The following is a 24,438-nucleotide window of genomic DNA, read 5'->3' on the forward strand; positions in this document are numbered from 1 at the left end:
GACGCTGGCCGCCTGGCCGAGCGCCGTACCGGGAGTAGACAGTAGCGGCTGCCCCGCCCGGCGCCAAAATCGGCCGCCGCTCGCGGGAGGCGACCGCTCGTCCTCCCCGTGGCGGGGAGGACGAGCGGGGCCGCTCAGCCCAGCTGCCGACGCAGCGCCGCGATCCGCAGCATCGAGCTCTCGCGCCCGAGCAGCTCCATGGACTCGAACAGTGGGGGCGAGACGCGCCGGCCCGTCACGGCCGTCCGCAGGGGGCCGAAGGCGAACTTCGGCTTCACCCCGAGCCCGTCGACGACGGCGGAGCGCAGCGCCGCCTCGACGGCGGCGGCGTCCCACTCGGGCAGGTCGACGAGGGCCGCGGCGGACGCGTCGAGGACGTCGGCCGCCTCCGGGCGCAGCGCCCCCAGCGCGTCCTCCTCGACGACGAGGTCCTCGTCGGCGACGAGGAGGAAGCCGAGCATCCCCGGCCCCTCGGACAGCACAGCCATGCGCGTCTGCACGAGCGGGACGGCGCCCTCGAGCAGCCGGCGCTGGGTCGGCGTCGGGTCGCCGTCGAGGAGGCCGGCGGAGCGCAGGTGCGGCAGCAGCCGGTCGAGGAGCACCTCGGGGGCCAGCATGCGCAGGTGGTCCCCGTTGATGGCCTCGGCCTTCTTCTGGTCCCACCGGGCGGGGTTCGCGCCGATGTCGCGCACGTCGAAGGCGGCGACGAGCTCCTCGCGCGTGAAGACGTCGCGGTCGGGCGCGATCGACCACCCCAGCAGCGCGAGGTAGTTGACCATCCCCTCCGGCAGCAGCCCGCGCTCGCGGTGGAGGAAGAGGTCGGACTCGGGGTCGCGCTTGCTCAGCTTGCGGTTGCCCTCCCCCAGCACGAGCGGGAGGTGGCCGAACTGCGGGACCCTCTGCGAGAGACCCATCTCCACGAGCGCGCGGTGCAGCACCACCTGCCGCGGCGTCGAGGACAGGAGGTCCTCGCCCCGCAGCACGTGCGTGATGCCCATGACGGCGTCGTCCACCGGGTTGACCAGCGTGTAGAGCGGCTGCCCGTTGGCGCGCACGACGACGAAGTCGGGCACCGAGCCGGCCGGGAAGACGACGCGGCCGCGCACGAGGTCGTCGACCACGAGGTCCTCGTCGGGCATCCGCACGCGCAGCACGGGCTCGCGGCCCTCGTCGCGGAAGGCCTGCACCTGGGCCGCCGAGAGGTCGCGGTCGAAGCCGTCGTAGCCGAGCTTGGGGTCGCGGCCCGCCGCGCGGTGGCGCTCCTCCACCTCCTCGGGCGTCGACCACGACTCGTAGGCGTAGCCCTCCTCGAGCAGCCGGCGCGCGACGTCGGCGTAGAGGTCGCGCCGCTCGCTCTGGCGGTAGGGCGCGTGCGGGCCCCCGACGCCTGGCCCCTCGTCGTAGTCGATGCCCAGCCAGGCGAGGCCCTCGACGATGGCGTCCATCGACTCCTGGGAGTCGCGGGCGGCGTCGGTGTCCTCGATGCGGAAGACGAGCTTCCCGCCGGTGTGCCGCGCGTAGGCCCAGTTGAAGAGGGCCGCGCGCATGACGCCGACGTGCGGCGTCCCCGTCGGCGAGGGGCAGAAGCGCACGCGCACGTCCGCGCCGGTGGCCTCGGCCAGGCCGGTCGCCGTCGCGGCGCGCGGCGAGGCGCCCGAGCCGGTCGTCGCGCTCTCCCCCGCGGAGGGGCCGGACGGCGTGCCCGGTGCGGTGGCGCTCATCGGGCCACCACCGGGTTGCTCAGGGTGCCGATGCCCTCGATCTCGACGTCGACGCGCTGGCCGGCGGAGACCAGACCGACGCCGGCGGGGGTGCCGGTGAGGATGACGTCGCCCGGCAGCAGCGTGAAGGCCGCCGAGACGGCCGCCACGAGCGACGGCACGTCGAAGACCATGTCGGAGGTGCGGCCGTCCTGGACGAGGTCGCCGCCGATGCGGGTGCGCAGCGACAGGTCGGCGGGGTCGAGGTCGGTGGTGATCCACGGGCCGAGCGGGCAGGAGGAGTCGAAGCCCTTGGCGCGGGCCCACTGGCCGTCGTCGCGCTGGGCGTCGCGCGCCGTCACGTCGTTGGCGCAGGTGTAGCCGTAGACGACCTCGCCCACGCGCTCGCGCGGGACGTCCTTGCAGATGCGGCCGATGACGACGGCGAGCTCGCCCTCGTAGGAGACCTCCTGGGAGAACGACGGCAGCACGACCGGGTCGTCGGGGCCGACGACGGCGGTGTTCGGCACGAGGAACATCAGCGGCTTCGAGGGCACCTCGTTGCCCATCTCGCGCGCGTGGTCGTGGTAGTTGCGGCCGATGCCGACGACCTTGCTGCGGGGGATGACGGGGGCCAGCAGCCGGACCTCGTCGAGGCCCACGACGGCGCCGGTCGGCGTGAGCTTCGTGTACAGGGGGTCTCCGCCGATGACGTGCAGGCGCTCCTCCCCCGGCTCGCCCTCCACGAACCCGTAGCTGATGTCGTCGTCCCGGGTGAACCTCGCGATGCGCACGGCTCCGAGGCTATCGGCGCGCGCGGGCGTGGCGCCCGTGCCGCCCTCCCGCCCCGGAGGCCCGACGACGTCGGTCGCCCCGGTGCGCCGCACCTACCGTGGTCGCGTGCTCGCGACCGCCCCGACCCTCCTCGCCGAGGACGAGTGGCTCCCCGCCGCGGAGGAGCACCGGCGCGCGGTCGAGGCGCTCACCGCCGGCCACCGCGAGCGGGCCCTGGCCGGCGAGCCGCACCCCGTCGAGGACTTCCTCTTCACCTACTACCGCTTCCGGCCCGGCCAGCTGGCCCGCTGGCACCCCGGCGCCGGGGTCGTCCTGCTCGGGGACGCCGCCCGGGAGCGGCTCGGCTGGCGCGGCTACGCGCCGTGGTCAGGGCCCGACGGCGACGTCGACGGGCCAGGGGGCGTCGTCGTCGACGCGGCGGGCGTCGCGGCGTCGCAGGGGCGGCGGCTGGGGCACGTGCGCGACGTCGTCGCCGCGACCCGTGGCCGCGCCCCCGAGCTGGGCTGCTTCGGGCTGCACGAGTGGGCGATGGTGCACGGCTCGGCGACGGACCCCTCGGTGCTGCGCCACGAGCGCCAGCCGCTGCGCCTCGGCGCCGAGGGCACCGACGCCGTCGTCGAGGAGGGCGCGCGGCGCGGGTGGCTGCGGTGCACGCACGTCGACGCCTTCCGCTTCTACCCGGGCAGCGCCGTCGCGCTGAGCCCGCTGCGCCCGACGCGCGACACCCAGGCGGCGCTCGAGCAGCCGGGCTGCCTGCACGCGGGGATGGACCTCTACCGCGCGGCCTTCCTCCTCGTGCCGCTCGCGCCGTCGTCGCTGGTCCTCGAGGCCTTCCGCCTGGCACGGGACGTCCGAGAGCTCGACATGCGCGCGTCGCCGTACGACCTCAGCCGCTACGGCCGCGAGCCCGTCCGTGTGGAGACGGCCGAGGGCCGGGCGCAGTACGCGACGGAGCAGCGCGCGCTCGCCGCCCGGGGCCAGGCGCTGCGCGACCGGCTCCTGCCGCTGCTCGACGCCGTCGTCGCCCCCGCCCGCTGACGCCGCCCTTCCCCCGCACTTCGTCGACACATCGCCGTCCGAAAGCGCTGTTCCCAAGCACTTCGTCGACACATCGCCGTCCGAGCGCGCCCTCCCAGGTCACTTCGTCGACACATCGCCTCTGCGGAACTTCTGCCGGGGCACTGTGACGACGAAGTGCGGGGAGGGGCGCCCGTGGCAGGGAGGGGCGGACGGGCGACGGGGCGTGAGGGACGAACCTCAGACGAGGCGGTGCATCCAGCCGTGGGCGTCCTCGGCCCGGCCCTGCTGGACGTCGGTGAGGCGCTGCCGGATCGCCGCCGTGACCGCGCCGGTGCCGCCGTCGCCGGGGACGGAGCGCCGGCCCGGCTCGACGAGCGCGCCGACGGGCGTGACGACCGCCGCGGTGCCGCAGGCGAAGACCTCGGTGATGCGCCCCGTCTCGCAGCCCTCGCGCCACTCAGCGACGTCCACGCGGCGCTCGACCACCTCGTGGCCCAGGTCGGCGGCGATCTGCAGCACGGAGGAGCGCGTGACGCCCTCGAGGATCGTGCCGGTGAGCTCGGGGGTGATGACGGTGCCATCGTCGTGGACGAAGAAGAGGTTCATGCCGCCGAGCTCCTCGACCCAGCGGTGCTCGACCGCGTCGAGGAAGGCGACCTGGTCGCACCCGTGCTCGGCGGCCTCGGCCTGCGCCTGCAGGCTCGCCGCGTAGTTGCCGCCGCACTTGGCCGCGCCGGTGCCGCCGGGGGCGGCGCGGCTGTACTCCTGCGAGAGCCAGATGGAGACGGGCGTGATCTCGCCGCCGCCGAAGTAGGAGCCGGCCGGAGAAGCGATGCAGAGGTAGGTGACCTCCGCGGCCGGGCGCACGCCGAGGAAGGACTCGGACGCGAACATGAACGGCCGCAGGTAGAGGCTGTTCTCCCCGCCGCCGGGCACCCAGTCGACGTCGGCCGCGACGAGCTGCTCGACCGAGCGCAGGAACGCGGCCTCGGGCAGCACGGGCAACGCCAGCCGGCGGGCCGAGGCCGCGAAGCGGCGGGCGTTGGCGTCGGGGCGGAAGGCCCACACCGAGCCGTCGGCGTGCCGGTAGGCCTTCATGCCCTCGAAGACCTCCTGCGCGTAGTGCAGGACGGCGGCGGCCGGCGAGAGCGTGATCGGGCCGTGGGCGACGACGGCGTCCTGCCCCCACCCGGCCGGCGTCCACACCGCGCGGGCCATGTGGTCGGTGAAGTGCCGGCCGAAGCCCGGGCTCTCGAGGATCTCCGCGCGCTCGGCCTCCGGCAGGCGCGGGACGCCGTCGGCGACGGCGAACTCGAGCCGCACGCCCTGGTCGACGGACGTCGGGACGCCCGCCGTCGAGGACGCCCGGGCGTCCGGCGCCGGGGCCGGCGCGCCGGCGCGGCTCGTGCTCGTGTCGCTCGCCATGGCGGTCACGGTAGCGCCGGGCCGCAAGGCCCCGGTGCCCCTCGCGGGGGCGCCGGGCACCGCCTCAGGCCAGGGCGGCGGCGATGGCGTCGCCCGTCTCCGACGTCGTCCGCGGCCCCGCGCCGGCCCGCGCGGCGAGGTCGTCCCCGACGGCCCGGACGACGCGCTCCGCGGCGTCGGGGTGCCCGAGGTGCTCGAGCAGCATCGCGACGGACAGCACCGCGGCGGTCGGGTCGGCGCGGCCCGTGCCGGCGATGTCCGGGGCCGAGCCGTGGACGGGCTCGAACATGCTCGGCGAGCGGCGGGTCGGGTCGACGTTGCCTGAGGCCGCGAGCCCGATGCCGCCGGTGACGGCCGCGGCGAGGTCGGTGACGATGTCGCCGAAGAGGTTGTCGGTGACGACGACGTCGAAGCGCGCCGGGTCGGTGACGAGGTAGATCATCGCCGCGTCGACGTGGGCGTAGTCGACGGCGACGTCCGGGTGCTCGGCGCCCACGGCCTCGACGGTGCGGCGCCACAGGTGCCCGGCGTGCGCCAGGACGTTGTGCTTGTGCAGCAGCGTCACCTTCCGGCGCGGGCGCGCCTGCGCGCGGGCGAAGGCGTCGCGCACGACCCGCTCGACGCCGAAGGCCGTGTTGACGCTCACCTCGGTGGCGACCTCCTGCGGCGTCCCCACGCGCAGCGCGCCGCCGTTGCCGGTGTAGGGCCCCTCGGTGCCCTCGCGGACGACGACGAGGTCGATGTCGCCCGGCTCGGCGAGCGGTGAGGTGACGCCGGGCAGGAGGCGGCTGGGGCGGAGGTTGACGTACTGGTCGAGCTCGAAGCGCAGCCGCAGGAGCAGCCCCCGCTCCAGGACGCCGCTCGGGACGCCCGGGTCGCCGACCGCGCCGAGCAGGATCGCGTCGTGGCCCCGGATCTCCTCGAGGGCGCTGTCCGGCAGCGTCTCCCCCGTGGCGTGCCAGCGCCGGGCGCCGAGGTCGTACTCCGTGCGCTCGACCGCCAGACCGAGGTCGGCGGCGACGACGTCGAGGACCTTGAGGCCCTCGGCGACCACCTCCGGGCCGATGCCGTCCCCCGGGAGCACTGCCAGCCTGACCGTCTGCGCCATGCCCGTGAGGCTAGTGAGCCGTCCGCGGGCCGGGACCGGCGTCCGGCCACCGGGACCGGCGCCCGGGCGGCGGCGCAGACCGCGCGAGCGGCATCCTGGGCGCATGCCCGTCGTGAAGATCAACGCCATCACCGTGCCCGAGGGCGCCGGCCCCGAGCTCGAGCGCCGCTTCGCCGCCCGGCTGGGCGCCGTCGACGGCACGCCCGGCTTCCTCGGCTTCGAGCTGCTGCGCCCGACCGCCGGCGAGGACCGCTACTTCGTGGTGACGCGCTGGGAGGACGACGCGTCCTTCCGCGCCTGGAGCGAAGGCGGCGACGCGGCGCGCGCCCACAGCGGCGAGCGGTCGAGGCCCGTCGCCACGGGCGCGAGCCTCCTGGAGTTCGAGGTCGTCGACCTCGCGGGGCTCGGCAGCCCCTCCTGACGCCCGGTCGCGGCTCAGAAGGTGATGACGACCCGCCCGCGCTGCCCGCCGGCCTCGAGGCGCCGGTGGGCGTCCGCGGCGCGCTCGGGGGGCACCGTCCCGGCGACGCGCAGCACCAGGGTCCCGTCGACCACCCGCTCCACCAGCTCGCGCAGCGAGGCCGTGTCCTCGAGGTGCTCGACCACCATGACCGGCGCGTAGCGGACGCCCCTCGCGTCGGGCCGACCGCCGCCGTCGTAGCCGCGGACGGTGGCGACGACGCCCCCGTCCCGCACGGCGGCGGCGTGCTGGTCGTCGGTCACCGCGGCGTCCACCAGGCCGTCGGCCCCGCCGGGCACGAGGGCTCGGACGGCGTCGGCGAAGCCGTCACCGCGGGGCACGACGTCGTCGGCGCCGAAGGACCGGACGAGGCCCTCCTCGCCCTCCCTCGCGTCGGCGACGACGCGGTGCCCGGCGTGGTGCGCGAGGGCGACCACGTAGGCGCCGAGGGTCCCCGCGGCGCCGGTGACGGCGACCGTCCCGTGCTCCGGCAGGCCCAGCGAGCGCAGGGCGTGCACGGCGGTGAGCCCGTTCATCGGCAGCGTCGACGCGGCCAGGAGGTCGACGTCGTCGGGCACGCGCACCACCGACGCGGCCGGGACGACCAGGCGCTCGACGTAGGCGCCGCCCTCCGGGCGCCGCGGGTTGACGACCGCGGCGACGCGGTCACCGACGGCGAGGTCCACGCCCTCGCCGACCGCCTCCACCACGCCCGCGGCGTCCATGCCGGGCACCCACGGGGGCGGCACGTCCTGCGGCGCCATCTGCGGGACGGCGCGCAGCCCGGTGTCGGTGGGGTTCACCGCGGCGCCGGTGACGGCGACGCGCACCTCCCCGCGCCCGGGCTCGCGCTCCGGGAGCTCGACGACGGCGAGGACCTCAGGTCCTCCGGTCTCCTGCAGTCCGACGGCGCGCACGCCCGCCACGAGCACCCCGCGCGCGCCCGGCATTCCCCGGTCGCGCGCGGCGCGCCCGCCCCGGCACCCTCACCAGCGGTGGGCCACGTCGACGACGACGCGCGAGCCGTCGCCCGGGCCGTCCAGGAGGAAGGCCCGGAAGGGCAGCCGCGCGCGGACGCCGAGCCCCAGGTCGGTGGTCCCCTCGAAGCTGCCGGCGAGCGCGACCTGCCGGAAGGTGCGGTAGCCGTCGACGTCGACGAGCTCGCGGGCGTCGACCGGGTCGTAGGTCGCGCTGCCGTCGTCGCGGTCGTACGCGGGCACCTGGGCCACCACCTGCAGCGCGGCGCCGCCGCGCAGGGGGACGCGCTCGCCGCTGCCCGGGGCGCGCACGACGTCGACGTACGAGACGACGTACCCGCCGGCGTCGCCGTCGACGTCCACGACGAGCCGGTCGAAGCACGCGTGCCGGCCGGCGCGCACGTCCCGCACGCTCCCCGCGCCGAGGTCGCCGGCGCGCTCGGGCAGCGAGCCCCAGCGGATGCCGCAGTAGGGGGCGGCCGCGGCCGGGGCGGCCGCGGTCACCACCCCCGTGAGGACGAGGCCGACGGCGGCGAGCGCCGCCGCGACCCTCCGGGCAGACCTCATGGCGGACCTCCTCCGTCGACCACCGGCGTGGTGGCGGGGGGCGCGCCGTCGAGCCCCCCAGCGCGTGACGGTAGGTCCGCTCCCGGTCGCCCGGTAGGGCCGGACGCCCCTGGCGCCACCGCGTGACGCCGCGGCGGGGAGCAGGGCTCAGGAGGTCTGCTCGACGAGCAGCCGGCGCACCTCGGCGGCCGCCCGCCCCAGGGGCACGTCCTTGCGGTGCGCCACGCCCACGGTGCGGTGCAGCGCGGGCCCGCGCAGCGGGGTGGCCCGCAGCGCGCCGTCGGCGCCGTCGGCGCCGTCGACGACCGTCCGCGGCAGCACCGCGGCGCCCACGCCGGCGCGCACGAGCGCGACGACGACGTCCAGCTCCCCGCCGTCGGCGACGACGCGCGGCTCGACCCCGGCCGTCGCGCAGGCGGCGAGCGTCGTCGCCCGCAGGTCGTAGCCCTCCCCGGGCAGCACGAGGTCGACGTCGGCGAGGTCGCCCGCAGCGGCGCTGGGGCCCGCGACCGGCGCCGGGCCGTCCGCGGCGCTGGCGAGCACGAGGGCGTCGCGCAGCAGCGGCGTCGTCGCCAGGGCCCCGCCGTGGGCGGCCACGGGCAGGACGACGACGGCGAGGTCGAGCGCCCCCACGGCGAGCTGCTCGACGAGGTCGCGCGAGCCCGCCTCCGCGAGGTGCAGCACGACGCCCGGGTGGGCGTCGTGGAAGCGCCGCAGGACCGGCGGCAGCAGGGCGGTGCCGGCGCTCGGCGTCGCCCCGACGCGCAGCACGCCCGTCTCGAGGCCCCGCACCCGCTGCATCTCCGCGCTCGCGGCGGCCGCGTCGGCGAGGATCCGCCGCGCGTAGGGCAGCAGGCGCTCCCCCGCCTCGGTCGGGCGGACGTCGCCGCGCCGCCGGTGCAGCAGCGGCCCGCCGACCTCGCGCTCCAGCGAGCGCACCTGCGCGGACAGCGACGGCTGCGCCAGGTGCAGCCGCTGCGCGGCGCGCGTGAAGTGCGCCTCGTCGACGACGGCGACGAAGCAGGCGAGCTGCTGCAGCTGCACGGGTCGACGGTAGCGCCGCCGGCGGCGTCGATAGGCAGAGCCTCTCGGCGGGGCGTCGTCGATCGCCCGCGCACCACCTACCCTGGCGAGGACGACGTCCCGGGCCCGGGGCGTGACGCGGTCCCGACCGAGAGGTGGCCCCCGTGGTCCAGACGCACATCTTCGACGTGGTGATCGTCGGTGCCGGCGGCGCCGGCATGCGCGCCGCCATCGAGGCCGGCCAGCGCTCGCGCACCGCCGTGCTCACCAAGCTCTACCCGACCCGCTCCCACACCGGCGCCGCCCAGGGCGGCATGTGCGCCGCCCTCGCGAACGTCGAGGAGGACAACTGGGAGTGGCACACCTTCGACACGGTCAAGGGCGGCGACTACCTCGTCGACCAGGACGCCGCCGAGGTGATGTGCCGCGAGGCCATCGACGCGGTCCTCGACCTCGAGAAGATGGGCCTGCCCTTCAACCGCACGCCCGAGGGCACCATCGACCAGCGGCGCTTCGGCGGCCACACCCGCAACCACGGGGAGTCCGCCGTGCGCCGCTCGTGCTTCGCGGCCGACCGCACCGGCCACATGATCCTGCAGACGCTCTACCAGCAGTGCGTCAAGCACGAGGTCGAGTTCTACAACGAGTTCTACGTGCTCGACATGGTCATGGGCACCAACCCGCTCGGCGAGAAGGCCGTCGCCGGCGTCGTCGCCTACGAGCTCGCCACGGGCGAGATCCACGTCTTCCGCGCCAAGGCCGTCGTCCTCGCGACCGGCGGTGTCGGCAAGGTCTACAAGACGACGTCCAACGCGCACACGCTCACGGGCGACGGCATGGGCATCGCCTACCGGGCCGGCCTGCCGCTGGAGGACATGGAGTTCTTCCAGTTCCACCCGACGGGCCTCGCGGGCCTCGGCATCCTCCTGTCGGAGGCGGCGCGCGGCGAGGGCGGCATCCTGCGCAACAAGGACGGCGAGCGCTTCATGGAGCGCTACGCCCCCACCATCAAGGACCTCGCGCCGCGCGACATCGTCGCCCGCTCGATGGCCAACGAGGTGCGCGAGGGCCGCGGCGCCGGGCCCGACGGCGACTACGTCCTCCTCGACCTGACCCACCTCGAGCCGGCGCACATCGACGCCAAGCTGCCCGACATCACCGAGTTCGCGCGCACCTACCTCGGCGTCGAGCCCTACACCGAGCCGGTGCCCGTGTACCCGACGGCGCACTACGCCATGGGCGGCGTGCCGACCAACGTCGACGCCGAGGTGCTGTCGGACAACGACACCGTCGTCCGGGGCCTCTACGCCGCCGGCGAGGTCGCCTGCGTGTCGGTCCACGGCTCCAACCGCCTGGGCACGAACTCGCTGCTCGACATCAACGTCTTCGGCAAGCGCGCCGGCCTCGCGGCGGCGCACTTCGCGAACGACGAGACGACGACGCTCGTCGAGATGCCCGAGGGCGCCGAGTCCGGCGTCGTCGCGACGCTCGAGGGCATCCGCGGCCGCGAGACGGGCGAGCGCGTGGCGCCCCTGCGCCAGGCCATGCAGGAGACGATGGACGCCAACGCCCAGGTCTTCCGCACCGAGGCCAGCCTCAAGCAGTGCCTCACCGACCTCGCCGGCCTGCGCGAGCGCTACGAGCGGGTCGTGGTGCAGGACAAGGGCAAGCGCTTCAACACCGACCTGCTCGAGGCCGTCGAGCTCGGCTTCCTCCTCGAGCTGTCCGAGGTCATCGTCGTCGGGGCCCTGGCCCGCCAGGAGTCGCGCGGCGGCCACTTCCGCGAGGACTACACCGCGCGCGACGACGTGAACTTCATGCGCCACACCATGGCCTACAAGGCGGTCGACGACGAGGGCCGCGAGGCCGTGCGCCTCGACTACAAGCCGGTCGTGCAGACGCGCTACCAGCCGATGGAGCGCAAGTACTGAGCGGCGACCCGCGCTGACGACGACGCCCGCCCCGGCTGCTGCCGGGGCGGGCGTCGTCGTCGGGCCCCTCGCTCAGGGCTCCTGGCTCAGGGGTCCTCGCTCAGGGCTTCAGCTGCACCTTGACGCAGCCGTCCTCCTTCTCGGCGAACATCCGGTACGCCTCGGGCGCGCTCTCGAGCGGGAGCCGGTGCGTGGCGAAGTCGTCCACGCCCAGCGGGTCCTCGTCGGTGAGCAGCGGCATGATCTCGGGGACCCACCGCTTGACGTTGCACTGCCCCATCCGCAGCTGGACCTGCTTGTCGAAGAGGGCGACCATCGGCAGCGGGTCGGCCGCACCGCTGTAGACGCCGGACACGGAGATGGTGCCGCCGCGGCGGACGACGTCGACGGCGGTGTGCAGCGCCTTCAGCCGGTCCACACCGGCCGTCTTCAGCAGAGGGCCGGCGAGGGCGTCCGGCAGCACCCCGGCGACCTTCTGCACCGCCGTGGTCGCGGGCGACCCGTGGGCCTCGAGGCCCACGGCGTCGAGCACGGAGTCCGGCCCCCGCCCGTCCGTCATGTCGCGCAGGACGTCGCCGAGGTCGTCCTCGTGGTCGGTGAGGTCCACCACCTCCACCCCCCGCGACCGTGCCCGGGCCAGGCGCTCCGGGACGGTGTCCACGCCGATCACGCGGTAGCCCTGGTGCAGGCCGATCCGGGCGGCGAAGTCGCCGATGGGGCCCAGCCCCAGGACGACGAGCGTCCCGCCGTCGGGGACGTCGGCGTAGGCGACGCCCTGCCAGGCGGTGGGGAGGATGTCGGAGAGGTAGGCGAAGCGGTCGTCGGGAGGCCCGTCGGGCAGCTTGACGTGCGTGGACTGGGCCTGCGGCACGCGCAGGTACTCCGCCTGGCCGCCCGGCACCTCGCCGTACAGCTGCGAGAAGCCGAACAGCGCGGCCCCCGTGCCCTGGTCGCGGACCTGCGTCGTCTCGCACTGCGTGTAGAGCTGCCGGTCGCACATCCAGCAGTGCCCGCAGCTGATCTGGAAGGGGATCGACACGCGGTCGCCCACCCGCAGGTCCCCCGTCTGCGAGCCGACGGCCTCGACGACGCCCATGGTCTCGTGGCCGAGCACGTCGCCGACGCCCATGAAGGCGCCGAGCGGTTCGTACAGGTGCAGGTCCGACCCGCAGACGTTCGTCGTCGTCACCCGCACCACCGCGTCGGTGGGCTCCTGGATCGTCGGGTCCGGCACCTCCTCCACCCGCACGTCGCGGGTGCCGTGCCAGGTCACTGCCCTCATGCGTCTGCTCCAGCCATCCCGCGAGGCTGGTCGCTGCGCCGGGCCCCCGCAAGGCGGGGCACGGCGCCCGCGCACGGGCGGGGCCGCCTCAGGCGTCGACGGGCTGGGGCGCCCGCTGCCGCGCCGGGCGGCGCTTCGGGTGCAGCAGCTGCAGCCCCTCGCAGACGACGAGGAGCCCGTCGTCGAAGCCCCGGCCGACCTCGGCGAGCGTGGCGGAGAAGAAGCGCTCGTGGACCGCGCGCCAGTGCGCCAGCGACCGGTCTCCCTCTCCCTCGGCGCGCGCGTGCTCGGCGCTGACCTCGCGGAAGGGGACGACGTCGACGGACGTCGTCCGCACGAGCGCCCGGGGGTGGCCGGCGCCGTCGAGGACGATCGAGAGGTCGCCCGGGCGCGGCAGCTCCTCGCCCTCGGCCTCGTACTCCCAGCGCGCGCTGGCCGTCGCCGTCTTGACGCCCTCGAGGACGAGCGCCAGCAGCTCGTCGGCCTGCTGCGGGTCGGCGCCGAAGGCCCACGCCGGCGGCGGGACGGCCGTCGCGGCGCTCGTGCCGGTGACGACCGACAGCCGTCCCAGGCCGGCGCGGCTGCGCGCCGTCTCCCAGAAGCGGACGATCTCGTCGGCGGGGCGGTCTGCGGCGTCCATGCGCCCCATCCTCCCCCGCTCGGGATCACGGGCCGGCACGCCGCCCGGACGTCGCCACAGCCCGATCTCGGCGCCGCGCCCACCGCACGGGACCGACGAACGGCGGGACACCGGAGGCCGGTGTCCCGCCGTTCGTCGGTCTCGCGAGCTCGCGCCCCGTGCAGGGGCGGTGGCGCGACCGGCGTCAGCGCGCCGCGGTGCCCTCGGTGTAGTCGTCGTCGCTCTTGACCCAGCTCATGAGGCCGCGCAGCTGGCGCCCGGTCTCCTCGATGGGGTGCTGCTCGCCCTGCTCGCGCAGGCGCGTGAACTCGGGCTTGCCGGCGTCCTGGTCGGCGATGAAGCGCTTCGCGAAGGTGCCGTCCTGGATGTCGGAGAGCACGGCCTTCATGTTCTCCTTCACGCGGGCGTCGATGACGCGCGGCCCGGAGACGTAGTCGCCGTACTCGGCCGTGTCCGAGACGCTCCAGCGCTGCTTGGCGATGCCGCCCTCGTACATGAGGTCGACGATGAGCTTGAGCTCGTGGAGGCACTCGAAGTAGGCGACCTCGGGCTGGTAGCCCGCCTCGACGAGGGTCTCGAAGCCGGCCTGGACGAGCGCCGAGGCGCCGCCGCAGAGCACGGCCTGCTCGCCGAAGAGGTCGGTCTCCGTCTCCTCGGTGAAGGTCGTCCTGATCCCGCCCGCGCGCAGGCCGCCGATGGCCTTGGCGTAGGAGAGGGCCAGCGGCCACGCCTCGCCGCTCGCGTCCTGCTCGACGGCGACGATGACGGGCACGCCGCGCCCGTCGACGTACTCGCGGCGCACGAGGTGCCCGGGGCCCTTGGGGGCGACCATGACGACGTCGACGCTCGCGGGCGGCTGGATGTAGCCGAAGCGGATGTTGAAGCCGTGCGCGAAGAGCAGCACGTCGCCGTCGGCGAGGTTCGGGGCGATCGCCTCGGCGTACAGGCCGCGCTGGGTCTGGTCGGGCGTGAGGACGACGACGAAGTCGGCCTCCGCGGCCGCCTCGGCCGGCGTGACGACGCGCAGGCCCTCGGCCTCGGCCTTGGCGCGGCTGCGGCTGCCCTCGGCGAGGCCGACGCGGACGTCGACGCCGGAGTCGCGCAGGCTCAGGGCGTGCGCGTGGCCCTGGCTGCCGTAGCCGATGACGGCCACGGTGCGGCCCTGGATCAGGGACAGGTCGGCGTCGGCGTCGTAGAACATGTCGGCCACGGGGTGGGCTCCTCGGTCGTCGGCGGTGCTGGTCGGCGGTGCGGTGGTGCGGTCTGGTGCCGGGGCGTCGGCCCCGGCTGAGGGGTCCGCGGGCTCAGGCGGAGCGCAGCGGCCGGTCGGCCGCGCGGTCGGTCATCGCCCGCGAGCCGCGGGCGAGGGCCACCTGCCCGGACTGCACGAGCTCGCGGACGCCGAAGGGCTCGAGCATCCGCAGCAGCGCGGCGATCTTGTCGGGCTCGCCCGTCGTCTCGATCGTCAGGGCCTCCGGCGCCACGTCGACGACGTGCGCGCGGAAGAGCTGGACGACGTCGAGCACCTGCGCGCGGGTCGTCGCGTCGGCGCGCACCTTGACGAGCAGCAGCTCGCGCTGGACGGCCGCCCCCGGGTCGAGCTCGACGATCTTCAGCACGTTGACGAGCTTGTTGAGCTGCTTGACGACCTGCTCGAGCGGGAGGCTCTCGACGTCGACGACGACCGTCATGCGGGAGACCCCGACCTGCTCGGTCGGGCCGACGGCGAGGCTCACGATGTTGAAGCCGCGGCGCGAGAACAGGCCCGCGACGCGCGCGAGCACGCCCGGCACGTCCTGGACGAGGACCGACAGCGTGTGCCGGGTCGTCGGCGTCCGCCCGACCTGCTGGGCCGGCTGCAGGAGCGTCATCGCTGCCCCTCCCCCTCGTGGGCCACGCCCGCCCCGGTGGGCGTCGGCGCGGCGTCGTCCTCGGTGCTGGTCTCCTCGTCGCGGTCCCACTCGGGCGAGACGCCGCGCGCGTACTGGATCTCGTCGTTGCTCACGCCCGCAGCGACCATCGGCCAGACCATCGCGTCGCGGTGGACGACGAAGTCCACGACCACGGGCCGGTCGGTGACGGCCATGGCCGCCTCGATCGTCGCGTCGAGGTCCTCGGGACGTTCGCAGCGCAGGCCCACGCAGCCGTAGGCCTCGGCGAGCTTGACGAAGTCGGGGATCCGCTGGCCCATCGCCACCGCCGAGCCGGTGTGGAGGTCGGTGTTGGAGTAGCGGCCCTCGTAGAAGAGGGTCTGCCACTGCCGGACCATGCCGAGGCTCGAGTTGTTGATGACGGCGACCTTGATGGGGATGCCGTTGAGCGCGCACGTGGCGAGCTCCTGGTTGGTCATCTGGAAGCAGCCGTCGCCGTCCACCGCCCAGACGACGCGGTCGGGGTCGCCGACCTTGGCCCCCATGGCCGCCGGCACGGCGAAGCCCATGGTCCCGAGGCCGCCGGAGTTGATCCAGCTGCCCGGGCGCTCGTAGCCGATGAACTGCGCGGCCCACATCTGGTGCTGGCCGACGCCGGAGACGTAGATCGCCTCGGGGCCGGCGATCTCGCCGAGCCGCGTGATGACCCGCTGCGGGGCCAGCGAGCCGTCCTCGGCCTCGGCGTACCCCAGCGGGTACGTGCGGCGGAGCTGGTCGAGCTGGCGCCACCACGTCGTGAGGTCGGCCCGGTGCCCCTCGGCGTGCTCGGCGCGCAGCGCGGGCACGAGCTCGGCGAGCACCTCGCGCGCGTCGCCGACGATCGGCACGTCGACGACGCGGTTCTTGCCGATCTCGGCCGGGTCGACGTCGGCGTGGACGACGGCGGCGTCGGGGGCGAAGCTCGAGAGCTTGCCCGTCACCCGGTCGTCGAAGCGGGCGCCGAGGGCCACGAGCAGGTCGGCCTTCTGCAGGGCCGTCACCGCGGCGACGGTGCCGTGCATGCCGGGCATCCCGAGGTGGCTGGGGTGGCTGTCGGGCAGCGCGCCGCGGGCCATGAGCGTCGTCACCACGGGGGCGCCGGACAGCTCGACGAGCTCGGCCAGCTCGTCCGCGGCGTGGGCCTTGAGCACACCGCCGCCGACGTAGAGCACGGGGCGCTCCGCGGCGGCGAGCAGCTTGGCGGCCTCGCGGACCTGCCGACGGTGCGGCGTCGTCGTCGGCCGGTACCCGGGCAGGTCGAGCGACGCCGGCCACACGAAGGTCGTCCGCGCCTGCAGCGCGTCCTTCGAGACGTCGACGAGCACCGGGCCCGGCCGGCCCGTCGCGGCGATGTGGAAGGCCTCGGCGATCGTCCGCGGGATGTCGTCGGGGTCGGTGACGAGGAAGTTGTGCTTCGTCACCGGCATCGTCATGCCGACGATGTCGGCCTCCTGGAAGGCGTCCGTGCCGATGGCGGCGGAGGAGACCTGGCCGGTGATGGCGACCATCGGCACCGAGTCCATGTGCGCGTCGGCGATGGCGGTGACGAGGTTCGTCGCGCCGGGGCCCGACGTCGCCATGCAGACGCCGACGCGGCCCGTGGCCTGCGCGTAGCCCTGCGCCGCGTGGCCCGCGCCCTGCTCGTGGCGCACGAGGACGTGGCGGACGCTCGCGCTGTCGAGCAGGGGGTCGTAGGCGGGGAGGATCGCGCCGCCGGGGATGCCGAAGACGACCTCGACCTGCGCGGCCTCGAGCGAGCGGACGAGGCTCTGCGCGCCCGTCATCGGCTCGCCGCGCTCGGCCGCGGCGGCGGGCCGGCCGGCCGCGGCCTGGCCGACGGTGGCCTGGGCGTGCGCGGGCGGGGCGGGCCGGGGGCCCGGACGCGGGGCGGTGCGCTGGTCGGCGCTGGCCATGGTGTCCTCCGTGCGAGGGGTTCCGACGGCGCCCCGGAGGGGCCGCTGGGCCTGGCGGGCCCGGGTGGTGCGCTGCTGCGTCTCGGTCGTGCTGGCGGTGCGGTCGTGCGGTCGAGCCCCTCAGGCGGTCTCACCTGCGGACTGCGACGCCGGGGTCCAGTGTGACGACCCCGGACATGACGAGACCCCTCGGCCCGCGCGGAGCGGGCGGTCGAGGGGTCGCGTGCGGAGCCGTCAGGGCGCTGGGCTCACGCACGCCCGGGAACTACGAGGACGCCCTGCTGGCTCGACATGCCGCAACAGTGCTCCTGCCGCCGGGCGGCGTCAACCGCCGAGACGCCCGTCCCGACATGCGGGACGGACGTCTCGTGGACGCGGGGTCGGCTCAGCCGAAGTCGACGCCCTGCGCCAGCGGCAGCTCCCGGCTGTGGTTCACCGTGTTGGTGGCCCGCCGCATGTACGCGCGCCAGGAGTCCGAGCCCGACTCGCGGCCGCCCCCGGTCTCCTTCTCGCCGCCGAACGCCCCGCCGATCTCGGCGCCCGAGGTGCCGATGTTGACGTTGACGATGCCGCAGTCGGAGCCGTCGGCCGCCATCCACCGCTCGGCCTCGCGGGCGTCCAGCGTGAAGATCGCGCTCGAGAGGCCCTGCGGGACGTCGTTGTGGACGGCGATCGCCTCGTCGAGGTCGTCGTAGGTCATGACGTAGAGGACGGGCGCGAAGGTCTCGGTGCGGACGACGTCCGTCTGCGCCGGCATGCGCACGACCGCCGGCCGCACGTAGCGCGCGGCCGGCGCCTCGTCGACGAGGACGCGCTCCCCGCCGACGAGGACCTCGCCGCCGTCGGCGCGGGCCCGCGCGAGCGCGGCCTCCATGGCCTCGTGCGCGCGGGGCGCGACGAGCGGGCCGACGAGCGCGCCCTCGGCGGAGGGGTCGCCGACGGGCAGGCGCCCGTAGACCTCGACGAGCCGGGCGAGCAGCTCGTCGGCCACCGAGGTGTGGACGAGCAGCCGGCGCAGGGTGGTGCACCGCTGGCCGGCCGTGCCCGCCGCGGCGAAGACGATGCCGCGCACCGCGAGGTCGAGGTCGGCCGAGGGGGCGACGACGGCGCAGTTGTTGCCGCCGAGCTCGAGCAGCGTGCGGCCGAAGCGCGCGGCCACGCGGGCGCCGACGTCGCGGCCCATGGGCACGGAGCCGGTCGCGGAGACGAGGGGGACGCGCGGGTCGTCGACGAGCTGCTTCCCGACGTCGGCGCCGCCGAGGACGAGGGGCACGAGGCCCTCGGGCGCCCCGCACTCGCGGGCGGCGCGCTCGGCGAGCGCCGTGCAGGCCAGCGCCGTCAGCGGGGTGAGCTCCGACGGCTTCCACACCACCGGGTCGCCGCACACGAGGGCGAGCGCGCTGTTCCACGACCAGACGGCGACGGGGAAGTTGAAGGCGCTGACGACGGCGACGGGGCCGAGCGGGTGCCAGGTCTCCATGAGGCGGTGGCCGGGGCGCTCCGAGGGCATCGTGCGGCCGGTCAGCTGGCGGGAGAGGCCGACGGCGAGGTCGCAGACGTCGACCATCTCCTGCACCTCGCCGCGGGCCTCCGAGGGCGTCTTGCCGACCTCGGTGGTGACGAGCGCGGCCAGGTCGTCGAGGTGCTCGACGAGGAGCTGGCCGAGCCGCTTGACGAGGAAGCCGCGCACGGGGGCCGGCGTCGTGCGCCACTCGGCGAAGGCGCCCTCGGCGAGGCCCACGGCGGCGGCGACGCCGTCGGCGCTCGTCGCGGGCAGGGGGAAGAGGTCCTCCCCCGTCACGGGCGTGCGGGCGGTGACGACGGGCGCCCCCGCCGCGGCGGCCCCCTCGCCCTCGGCGCGCAGCGCGTCGACGTCGACGCCGCACGCGCGCAGCGCGGCCAGGGCCCGCTCGCGGATCTCGTCGGTGCCGGCGACGAGGCCGAGGACTCCTGCCGGGCGCTGGCCGCCGGGTCCGGCGAGCGCCCCCTCGAGCGGCTCCCCCTCGGGGGTGCGGTCGGCGGTCGGGGGCGTGCTGCTGGTCACGGGACGGAGCTCCTTCGGGATGGGACGGAGTGGTGGGGGCCCGAGTGCTGGAGGGCGGGGCCGACGTCGGGAGCCTCCCAGGTCGGCGCCTGCGGCTCAGGCGGTGGCGACCGGCGCGTCGAGCACCTCGCCCAGGGGCCGGGCGGCGGGCTGCTCGAGCGGGGGCAGCCCCAGGGCGCGGGCCGCCTCGGCGGCGCTCGTCGTGCTGGTGGCGGCGTAGAGGTCCGCCGGGTCGAGCACCTCGCGCCCGAGGGCGTCGGCGAGCCAGCCGGCGTCGCGGGAGCTGCCGCCGGCGTCCTCCCGGCGCTCCCCCGCGCCGTCGAGGTTGGACGCGAAGATGCCGGCGGCGGAGGCGGGCAGGAAGTCCTCGTAGACGACCGGCTCGGCGCGCACCCACCCGTCGGCGAGCAGGCGGGCCAGGTCGTGCGGCGGCGTCGCGCCGTCGCGGGGGCGGTCGGCGACCGGCACCCAGCGCACCTGCGTGAGCCCCGCAGCCGCCTGGGCGTCGGCCTCGTCCGGGAAGAGCCTGCGCCACAGGGCGTCGCGGTCGGTGGCCGAGCCGTCCGCGGCCATCCAGGCGTCGTACCGGGCGCGTCCCGCGGGCGTGACGGCGCAGCCGCGGGCCTCCACCTCGCCGAAGCGGACCCGCAGGGCGCCCGCCCGCACCGAGCCGTCGGGGTCGCGCATCGCCCGCGGCTCCGACAGGGCGCGGAAGCTCGTCTGCCGCAGCAGGACCGGCGCACCGCCGCCCGGCGGACCCTGGATCGCGTCGATCATCGTCACGCCGCGCTCGATCATCCGGGCGTAGAGGGCGTCGATGTCGAGCACCCGCGGCGTGAGGTGGTTGACGTGCGTCGACCCGACGCCGCCGATGTCCGCCGCCACGCCGGACACGCGCTCCAGCTCGGCGTACCAGGCGGCGTCCACCGGCTCGGGCGAGAGGGCGAAGGCCGCCGTCGCGGCGCCGACGAGGGCGTCGGCGTCGTCCGGGGCGAGGCCGCCGTCGGCCTCGGCGCGCGCCGCGAGGTCGAGCAGCGCCGGGCTGAAGAGCTCGCGCCCGGCCAGCCGCGCCTCGAGGCGGGCCTGGAGGTCGGCGTCGAAGAAGCGGCGGTCGTCCGTGGCCAGCACCGAGGTGAAGACGCGGAACGGGTTGGCCGCCAGCTCCGCGTCGTCCACGGGGCGGAAGGCCGTCGAGACGACGGGGACGGGCTGCCCGGCCTCGCGCAGGTCGTAGAAGCCGACCGGGCGCATGCCGAGCGCGGCGAAGACCTGCCCCACCTGCGCGAGCTCGCGGGCGGTGCCGACGCGGATCGCGCCGTGGCGCTCGGCCGTCACCCGCTCGATGCTCCCGAGCTCCTGCGCCGCCTGCGGGTCCGCGGCGAGGACGGCGGCGTTGACCTCCCCGGCGACCTCCACGAGCGTGCCGTAGGCCGGCACCTCGGTGGCGTAGAGCGCCGAGAGGGCGGCGGCGAAGCGGGCCCGCAGCACCGTCGTGCCGACGAGCCCGCCGCCCGCGCTCAGGAGCCCTCCCCCGCCACCGGGGCGGGGCCGCCCGGCGCCGGCGCGCCGACGGCCGCACCGGCCACCGCACCGGCCATGGCCGTGTCGCCCGCCGCGGCGCCGGAGAGGGCGGACAGGGCGCGGTCGACGGCGGCGAGGGCCTCGTCGAGCTCGTCGGTGGTCACGGTGAGGGCCGGGCGGAAGCGGACGCTGCGCGAGCCGCACCCGAGGGCGAGCACGTGCTCGTGGGTCTCCAGGTGGGCCAGCAGCGCGCCGCGGCGCTCGCCGTCGGGCAGGTCGAAGGCGCACATGAGGCCGCGGCCGCGCACGTCGGTGACCTCGGGGTGCCGGGCGGCGAGGTCGCGCAGGCCCGCCAGCAGGTGCTCGCCGGCGCGGGCGGCGTGGCCCACGAGGTCGTCCCGCTCGAGCACCTCGAGGATGCGCCGCGCGCGGACCATGTCGACGAGCCCGCCGCCCCAGGTGGAGTTGATGCGGCTCGAGACGCGGAAGACGTTGTCGGGCACGAGGTCCACGCGGCGGCCGGCCATGATCCCGCAGACCTGCGTCTTCTTGCCGAAGGCCACGACGTCGGGCTCGAGCCCGAGCTGCTGGTGCGCCCAGGCCGTGCCCGTGAGGCCGCAGCCGGTCTGCACCTCGTCGCAGACGAAGAGGGCGTCGAACTCGTGGCAGAGCGCCTGCAGGCCCTGCAGGAAGCGGGGCGTGAGGTGGTTGTCCCCGCCCTCCCCCTGGATCGGCTCGACGATCGCGCAGGCGATGTCGTGCGCGTGCTGCTCGAAGGCGGCGCGGGCCTGCGCGAGCGCCGCGTCCTCGCGGGCGCGCAGGACGGCGTCGTCCTCGCCCTCGACGGGGTGCGGGTTGTCGATGCGCGGCCAGTCGAACTGCGGGAAGCGCGCGACCTTGGTGGGGTCGGTGTTCGTCAGCGACATCGTGTACCCGGTGCGGCCGTGGAACGCCTGGCGCAGGTGGAGCACCTTCGTGCCGAGCGCCGGGTCGATCCCGTGGGCCTCGTTCCACCGGCTCTTCCAGTCGAAGGCCGTCTTGAGCGCGTTCTCAACGGCGAGCCCGCCGCCCTCGACGAAGAACAGGTGCGGCAGCTCGGGGACGCCGAGGACGCGCGCGAAGACGTCGACGAAGCGCGCCCGCTCGACCGTGACGATGTCGGAGTTGCTCGGCTTGGACAGCGCCGAGAGGAGCAGCTCCGCGCGGAAGGCCTCGTCCTCGGCGACGTCCGGGTGGTTCATCCCGAGGGCCGAGGACGCGAAGAAGGTGAACATGTCGAGGTAGGAGCTGCCGTCGCGGGCGTCGACGAGGCGCGAGCCGCGGGAGGCCGCCAGGTCGAGGACCAGGCCGAGGCCGTCGTCGAGCATGTGCGCCGCGACGTGCTCGTGGGCGGTGGCGGCCGTGACCGGCCCGCTGGGGGCGGGCCTGCTCGCGTCGGGGGCGGCGCTCGTGGGGCGGTCGACGGTGGGTGCGCTCATGCCCGGAGGCTAGACGGGAGATCCTCCGCTCGACAAGGCCCTCAGGCCCTTCCACGTCCCGCCGAGACCGGCTACGACGGGAGGATCATCCGTCCGCGCGGCGCAGCTGCGCGAGCAGGACCGGATCGAGGCGGTCGACACCGCCCGGGCGCACGCGCTCCTCGAGGTTCTGCGCGCCGGCCCACCGCTCGAGGTCCCCCGCCAGGTCGCCGCCGGTGGTGCCGGTCCCGTCGAGGAGCCGGCGGACCTCGGCGCGCAGGCCGTCGTCCCAGGCCAGCAGCTCCTCGGGCGGCGTCCGGCCGAAGAGGAGCTCGTGCTCGGCGAGCATCCGGGCGAGGTGGGCCACGGGGGCGGCGTCGTCGTCGCTGCGCAGGTCGACGACGACGTCCGAGCCGCCGTACCCCCCTCCCGGCGCGACGACGACGAGGGCCGCGGACTGGCGACCGCGGCGGTCGCCGCCCGCGGCGTCACCGGCCTCCAGCGCCGCGAGCAGGCGGCGCGGCAGGGACCGCTCGGCCGCGGAGGCCCGCCACGCGGCGACCATCGCCTCGACGACCTCCGGGCCGACGAGGATGTTGCCCTGCGCGGCGAAGGACCCCTCGGGCCCCTCGCCGGCCTCCCCGCCCGCCCACGGGTGGCACGCGCTCCCGCTGCGCGTCGCCGACCGGCCGTCGGCGTCGACCGCGCCGGCCTGGCGCTCCTCGCGCCCCTCGTCGGCGGCGAGGAAGCGGTCCAGCGCCTCGGCGGCGGTGGCACCGCCGCGCATCAGCGCCAGCCCCTCGGCCTTGAGCGCGAGGTTGACGGCCGCCTGGGTCGCGAGCGCCCCGACGCCCACCTCGAGGGCGGGGACGAAGCCGCCGACGGCCAGGAACTTGGAGGCCACGGCGACGCCGAGGGCCGTGCCGTCGGGGCTGCGCCCCACGATCGAGAAGGCCACGCGCGCGACCGTAGCCGCGGGGCGCCGCCCCGGCGGGTCAGCCGGCGGCGCCGCCGGGGTCGGCCTCGCGGAGCTCGAGCACGGCGGCCTCGAGGAGCCGGCCGGTGAGGGCGTCGGCGTCGCCGGCCGCCGGGTGCCACACCTGGACCCCCACGACGAGGTCGCCCGTGCGGGCGGCGCCCAGCAGGACGGTCGAGCCGTCGCCCACCGGGCTCGTGCGCACGCCGGCCCAGGCCTCGTCCGCCGAGGGGACGGCGACGTCGGCGGGCGACGGCACGTCGTCGAACCAGGTGCAGGGCCCGTCGTCCTCGACGACGTCCGCGAAGGCCGCGGGGCCACCGCCCTCGGGCCACCCGGTGACGACGAGCTCGACGGTGGTCTGGTCGAGCCGGTCGGAGTCCTCCTCCGCCCACATCCACTGCCGTCCCGCCACGGAGCGCGGCGAGGACGACCCGCCGTCGCAGCTCTGCCCGGGCACGGTGGGCTGGAGGCGGTACTGGCCGAGGTCGCCGAGCGCGACCTGCCCGTCCGGCAGGGCCGCCGACCAGCTCGCCCCGAGGTCGGGCACCTCGTACGCGACGGCGTGGGGGTCGGCGTCCTCGCCGTAGGACTCGCCCGGCGCGAGCGGCTCGACCCGCACCACGGGCTCCGGGACGTCCACCGGCTCGGGCGGCGGGGGCGGCGGCGGGGTCTCGGTCGGGGCGGTGAGGGAGGCGAGGTAGGCGTCGTCCGCGCCGTCGGGCGCGGCCCCGCCGCCGGAGGCCTCGGGCGCCACCGGGGAGGCCGCGCGCGCGAGGACGACGTCCGGCCCGCCGAGGCCGGTCACGACCACGGCTCCGGCGGCGGTGAGCCCGAGGGCCACCGCCGCGGTGGCGCCCGCCGCGACGAGGGCGCGCCGGCGCCCGCGCGGGGCTCGCCCGGGCGGGCCGGCCTCCTCGCCCGGGGCGCCGGCCACCGCCGTCACGTCGTCGACGCGGTGACCCGAGCCGGCCCGCTCCCCGGCGTCGGCCCCGTCTCCCCCGTCGGTCCTGAAGAACCAGTCGTCCTGCGGCACCACGTCGTCCCCGTCCCCCGTCGTCCCCCGTCGCCGCCCCGGAGGGCGCGTCCGCCCGGCAGTCTGCCCGCCCGACGCCCGGTGCGGGGCCGAGCGCCGTCCCCCGGTGGAGTGGTCCACGGGCGTGACCGTGCACGGTCACGGTCGTGGACCACTCCCCCGTCGCCGCACTGTCAGGTCGTGCGACGCCGACCCTCGAAGGGCGTGGAGAGGATGACGGTGGTGCGCGTGGCGACCGAGCCAGCCGTCCGGATCTCGGCGAGGACCTCCTCGAGGCGGCCCGGCGTCTCGGTGCGGACGAGGAGGACGTAGCTCTCCTCGCCGGCGACGGACCAGCACGACTCGACCTCGGCCACCCGGGCGAGGCGCTCGGGGACGTCGTCGGGCGCGGCGGGGTCGAACGGCGTCACCGAGACGATGGCCGACAGCGGCAGGCCCAGGGCCTCGGGGTCGACGACGGCCGTGTAGCCGCGCAGGACGCCGCGCTGCTCGAGGCGGCGCACGCGCTGGTGCACGGTCGACGTCGGCAGCCCGACCTGCTTGCCGAGGTCGGTGTAGCTGAGGCGGCCGTCCGCGACGAGCGCGGTGACGACGGCGCGGTCGACGTCGTCGAGGTCCGGGCCGGGGGGCGAGGGCATGGCGGGGACCGTACC

The 24,438-nt window shown here is 76.2% G+C and carries 20 protein-coding genes and 1 pseudogene; 3 read left to right on the plus strand and 18 right to left on the minus strand.

The features are described 5' to 3' along the window. Positions 1-134: 134 nt before the first annotated feature. Both gltX and WDV85_RS01305 read right to left on the minus strand, forming a co-directional pair. The gene (gltX, locus tag WDV85_RS01300) at positions 135-1,721 is read right to left on the minus strand and encodes a glutamate--tRNA ligase (protein ID WP_339568896.1); all 1,587 of its coding nucleotides are present in this window, start codon (positions 1,719-1,721) and stop codon (positions 135-137) included. Then, the gene (locus tag WDV85_RS01305) at positions 1,718-2,494 is read right to left on the minus strand and encodes a fumarylacetoacetate hydrolase family protein (RefSeq protein WP_339568897.1); all 777 of its coding nucleotides are present in this window, start codon (positions 2,492-2,494) and stop codon (positions 1,718-1,720) included. Before WDV85_RS01305 ends, gltX begins: the two co-directional genes overlap by 4 nt. 106 nt (positions 2,495-2,600) lie before the next feature. Between WDV85_RS01305 and WDV85_RS01310 the strand changes: the two genes are divergently transcribed. Then, positions 2,601-3,533: a 3-methyladenine DNA glycosylase gene (locus tag WDV85_RS01310; protein ID WP_339568898.1), complete on the plus strand. Its 933-nt coding sequence runs from the start codon at positions 2,601-2,603 to the stop codon at positions 3,531-3,533. A gap of 219 nt (positions 3,534-3,752) precedes the next feature. On the opposite strand, the gene WDV85_RS01315 is transcribed toward WDV85_RS01310, so the two are convergent. Further along, positions 3,753-4,940, minus strand: a complete 1,188-nt coding sequence (locus tag WDV85_RS01315; protein WP_339568899.1) for a branched-chain amino acid aminotransferase — start codon at positions 4,938-4,940, stop codon at positions 3,753-3,755. Between the two features lie 64 nt (positions 4,941-5,004). Next, a complete protein-coding gene (locus tag WDV85_RS01320) occupies positions 5,005-6,048 on the minus strand; it encodes a 3-isopropylmalate dehydrogenase (protein WP_339568900.1) in 1,044 nt (347 codons plus the stop codon). A 103-nt stretch (positions 6,049-6,151) separates the two neighbouring features. Here WDV85_RS01320 and WDV85_RS01325 point away from each other — a divergent pair, with 103 nt between their 5' ends. Beyond that, positions 6,152-6,469 carry an antibiotic biosynthesis monooxygenase family protein gene (locus WDV85_RS01325; RefSeq protein ID WP_339568901.1) on the plus strand — a complete coding sequence of 106 codons (318 nt, stop codon included), beginning with the start codon at positions 6,152-6,154 and terminating at the stop codon, positions 6,467-6,469. 14 nt (positions 6,470-6,483) lie between these two features. Here the strand turns inward: WDV85_RS01325 and WDV85_RS01330 are convergent, their stop codons facing one another. The 3 genes from WDV85_RS01330 to WDV85_RS01340 all read right to left on the minus strand — a co-directional run bounded on the left by WDV85_RS01330 (position 6,484) and on the right by WDV85_RS01340 (position 9,096). Continuing rightward, on the minus strand, positions 6,484-7,425 hold the full coding sequence (locus WDV85_RS01330) for an NADP-dependent oxidoreductase (RefSeq protein WP_339568902.1): 942 nt from the start codon (positions 7,423-7,425) through the stop codon (positions 6,484-6,486). Positions 7,426-7,494: 69 nt separating this feature from the next. Continuing rightward, a complete protein-coding gene (locus WDV85_RS01335; RefSeq protein WP_339568903.1) occupies positions 7,495-8,052 on the minus strand; it encodes an AMIN-like domain-containing (lipo)protein in 558 nt (185 codons plus the stop codon). 147 nt (positions 8,053-8,199) lie between these two features. Beyond that, positions 8,200-9,096 (minus strand): LysR family transcriptional regulator, encoded by an 897-nt coding sequence (locus tag WDV85_RS01340; protein WP_339568904.1) that lies wholly within the window; start codon positions 9,094-9,096, stop codon positions 8,200-8,202. 143 nt (positions 9,097-9,239) lie between these two features. Here WDV85_RS01340 and sdhA point away from each other — a divergent pair, with 143 nt between their 5' ends. After that, positions 9,240-11,006: a succinate dehydrogenase flavoprotein subunit gene (gene sdhA, locus WDV85_RS01345; protein WP_339568905.1), complete on the plus strand. Its 1,767-nt coding sequence runs from the start codon at positions 9,240-9,242 to the stop codon at positions 11,004-11,006. A 100-nt stretch (positions 11,007-11,106) separates the two neighbouring features. Here sdhA and WDV85_RS01350 read toward each other — a convergent pair whose 3' ends face one another. From WDV85_RS01350 to WDV85_RS01400, 11 genes and pseudogenes are all read right to left on the minus strand, one after another. Further along, positions 11,107-12,288 carry a zinc-dependent alcohol dehydrogenase gene (locus tag WDV85_RS01350; RefSeq protein WP_339568906.1) on the minus strand — a complete coding sequence of 394 codons (1,182 nt, stop codon included), beginning with the start codon at positions 12,286-12,288 and terminating at the stop codon, positions 11,107-11,109. Positions 12,289-12,376: 88 nt separating this feature from the next. Further along, positions 12,377-12,928, minus strand: coding sequence for an ASCH domain-containing protein (locus tag WDV85_RS01355; protein WP_339568907.1), 552 nt, complete (start codon positions 12,926-12,928; stop codon positions 12,377-12,379). Between the two features lie 184 nt (positions 12,929-13,112). Beyond that, the gene (ilvC, locus tag WDV85_RS01360; RefSeq protein ID WP_445263138.1) at positions 13,113-14,138 is read right to left on the minus strand and encodes a ketol-acid reductoisomerase; all 1,026 of its coding nucleotides are present in this window, start codon (positions 14,136-14,138) and stop codon (positions 13,113-13,115) included. A 94-nt stretch (positions 14,139-14,232) separates the two neighbouring features. Then, positions 14,233-14,799 carry an acetolactate synthase small subunit gene (ilvN, locus tag WDV85_RS01365; protein WP_298804699.1) on the minus strand — a complete coding sequence of 189 codons (567 nt, stop codon included), beginning with the start codon at positions 14,797-14,799 and terminating at the stop codon, positions 14,233-14,235. Next, complete coding sequence (locus tag WDV85_RS01370; protein WP_339568908.1) at positions 14,796-16,751, minus strand: acetolactate synthase large subunit; 1,956 nt, start codon at positions 16,749-16,751, stop codon at positions 14,796-14,798. Before WDV85_RS01370 ends, ilvN begins: the two co-directional genes overlap by 4 nt. A gap of 385 nt (positions 16,752-17,136) precedes the next feature. Further along, positions 17,137-18,669 carry an L-piperidine-6-carboxylate dehydrogenase gene (amaB, locus tag WDV85_RS01375; RefSeq protein WP_445263164.1) on the minus strand — a complete coding sequence of 511 codons (1,533 nt, stop codon included), beginning with the start codon at positions 18,667-18,669 and terminating at the stop codon, positions 17,137-17,139. 222 nt (positions 18,670-18,891) lie between these two features. Further along, positions 18,892-20,283, minus strand: a complete 1,392-nt coding sequence (gene hglS / locus WDV85_RS01380; RefSeq protein ID WP_339568910.1) for a 2-oxoadipate dioxygenase/decarboxylase — start codon at positions 20,281-20,283, stop codon at positions 18,892-18,894. 143 nt (positions 20,284-20,426) lie between these two features. Next, positions 20,427-21,794: pseudogene (gene lat / locus WDV85_RS01385) on the minus strand (L-lysine 6-transaminase); the annotation flags it as partial. 85 nt (positions 21,795-21,879) lie between these two features. Beyond that, positions 21,880-22,731: a DUF1028 domain-containing protein gene (locus WDV85_RS01390; RefSeq protein WP_339568912.1), complete on the minus strand. Its 852-nt coding sequence runs from the start codon at positions 22,729-22,731 to the stop codon at positions 21,880-21,882. Positions 22,732-22,768: 37 nt separating this feature from the next. Then, positions 22,769-23,788, minus strand: a complete 1,020-nt coding sequence (locus WDV85_RS01395; protein ID WP_339568913.1) for a hypothetical protein — start codon at positions 23,786-23,788, stop codon at positions 22,769-22,771. A 170-nt stretch (positions 23,789-23,958) separates the two neighbouring features. Beyond that, positions 23,959-24,423: an Lrp/AsnC family transcriptional regulator gene (locus WDV85_RS01400; RefSeq protein ID WP_339568914.1), complete on the minus strand. Its 465-nt coding sequence runs from the start codon at positions 24,421-24,423 to the stop codon at positions 23,959-23,961. Between the last annotated feature and the right edge of the window lie 15 nt (positions 24,424-24,438).

The sequence above is a fragment of the Pseudokineococcus sp. 5B2Z-1 genome (genome assembly GCF_037482305.1).
GTDB lineage: Bacteria > Actinomycetota > Actinomycetes > Actinomycetales > Quadrisphaeraceae > Pseudokineococcus.

What these genes read in the sequence shown, in the direction of transcription:
- gltX (WP_339568896.1), bottom strand. Translation starts at nt 1,721, where the DNA reads ATGAGCGCCACCGCACCGGGCACGCCGTCCGGCCCCTCCGCGGGGGAG.
- WDV85_RS01315 (WP_339568899.1), bottom strand. Translation starts at nt 4,940, where the DNA reads ATGGCGAGCGACACGAGCACGAGCCGCGCCGGCGCGCCGGCCCCGGCG.
- WDV85_RS01320 (WP_339568900.1), bottom strand. Translation starts at nt 6,048, where the DNA reads ATGGCGCAGACGGTCAGGCTGGCAGTGCTCCCGGGGGACGGCATCGGC.
- WDV85_RS01325 (WP_339568901.1), top strand. Translation starts at nt 6,152, where the DNA reads ATGCCCGTCGTGAAGATCAACGCCATCACCGTGCCCGAGGGCGCCGGC.
- WDV85_RS01335 (WP_339568903.1), bottom strand. Translation starts at nt 8,052, where the DNA reads ATGAGGTCTGCCCGGAGGGTCGCGGCGGCGCTCGCCGCCGTCGGCCTC.
- WDV85_RS01350 (WP_339568906.1), bottom strand. Translation starts at nt 12,288, where the DNA reads ATGAGGGCAGTGACCTGGCACGGCACCCGCGACGTGCGGGTGGAGGAG.
- WDV85_RS01355 (WP_339568907.1), bottom strand. Translation starts at nt 12,928, where the DNA reads ATGGACGCCGCAGACCGCCCCGCCGACGAGATCGTCCGCTTCTGGGAG.
- ilvN (WP_298804699.1), bottom strand. Translation starts at nt 14,799, where the DNA reads ATGACGCTCCTGCAGCCGGCCCAGCAGGTCGGGCGGACGCCGACGACC.
- WDV85_RS01370 (WP_339568908.1), bottom strand. Translation starts at nt 16,751, where the DNA reads ATGGCCAGCGCCGACCAGCGCACCGCCCCGCGTCCGGGCCCCCGGCCC.
- WDV85_RS01400 (WP_339568914.1), bottom strand. Translation starts at nt 24,423, where the DNA reads ATGCCCTCGCCCCCCGGCCCGGACCTCGACGACGTCGACCGCGCCGTC.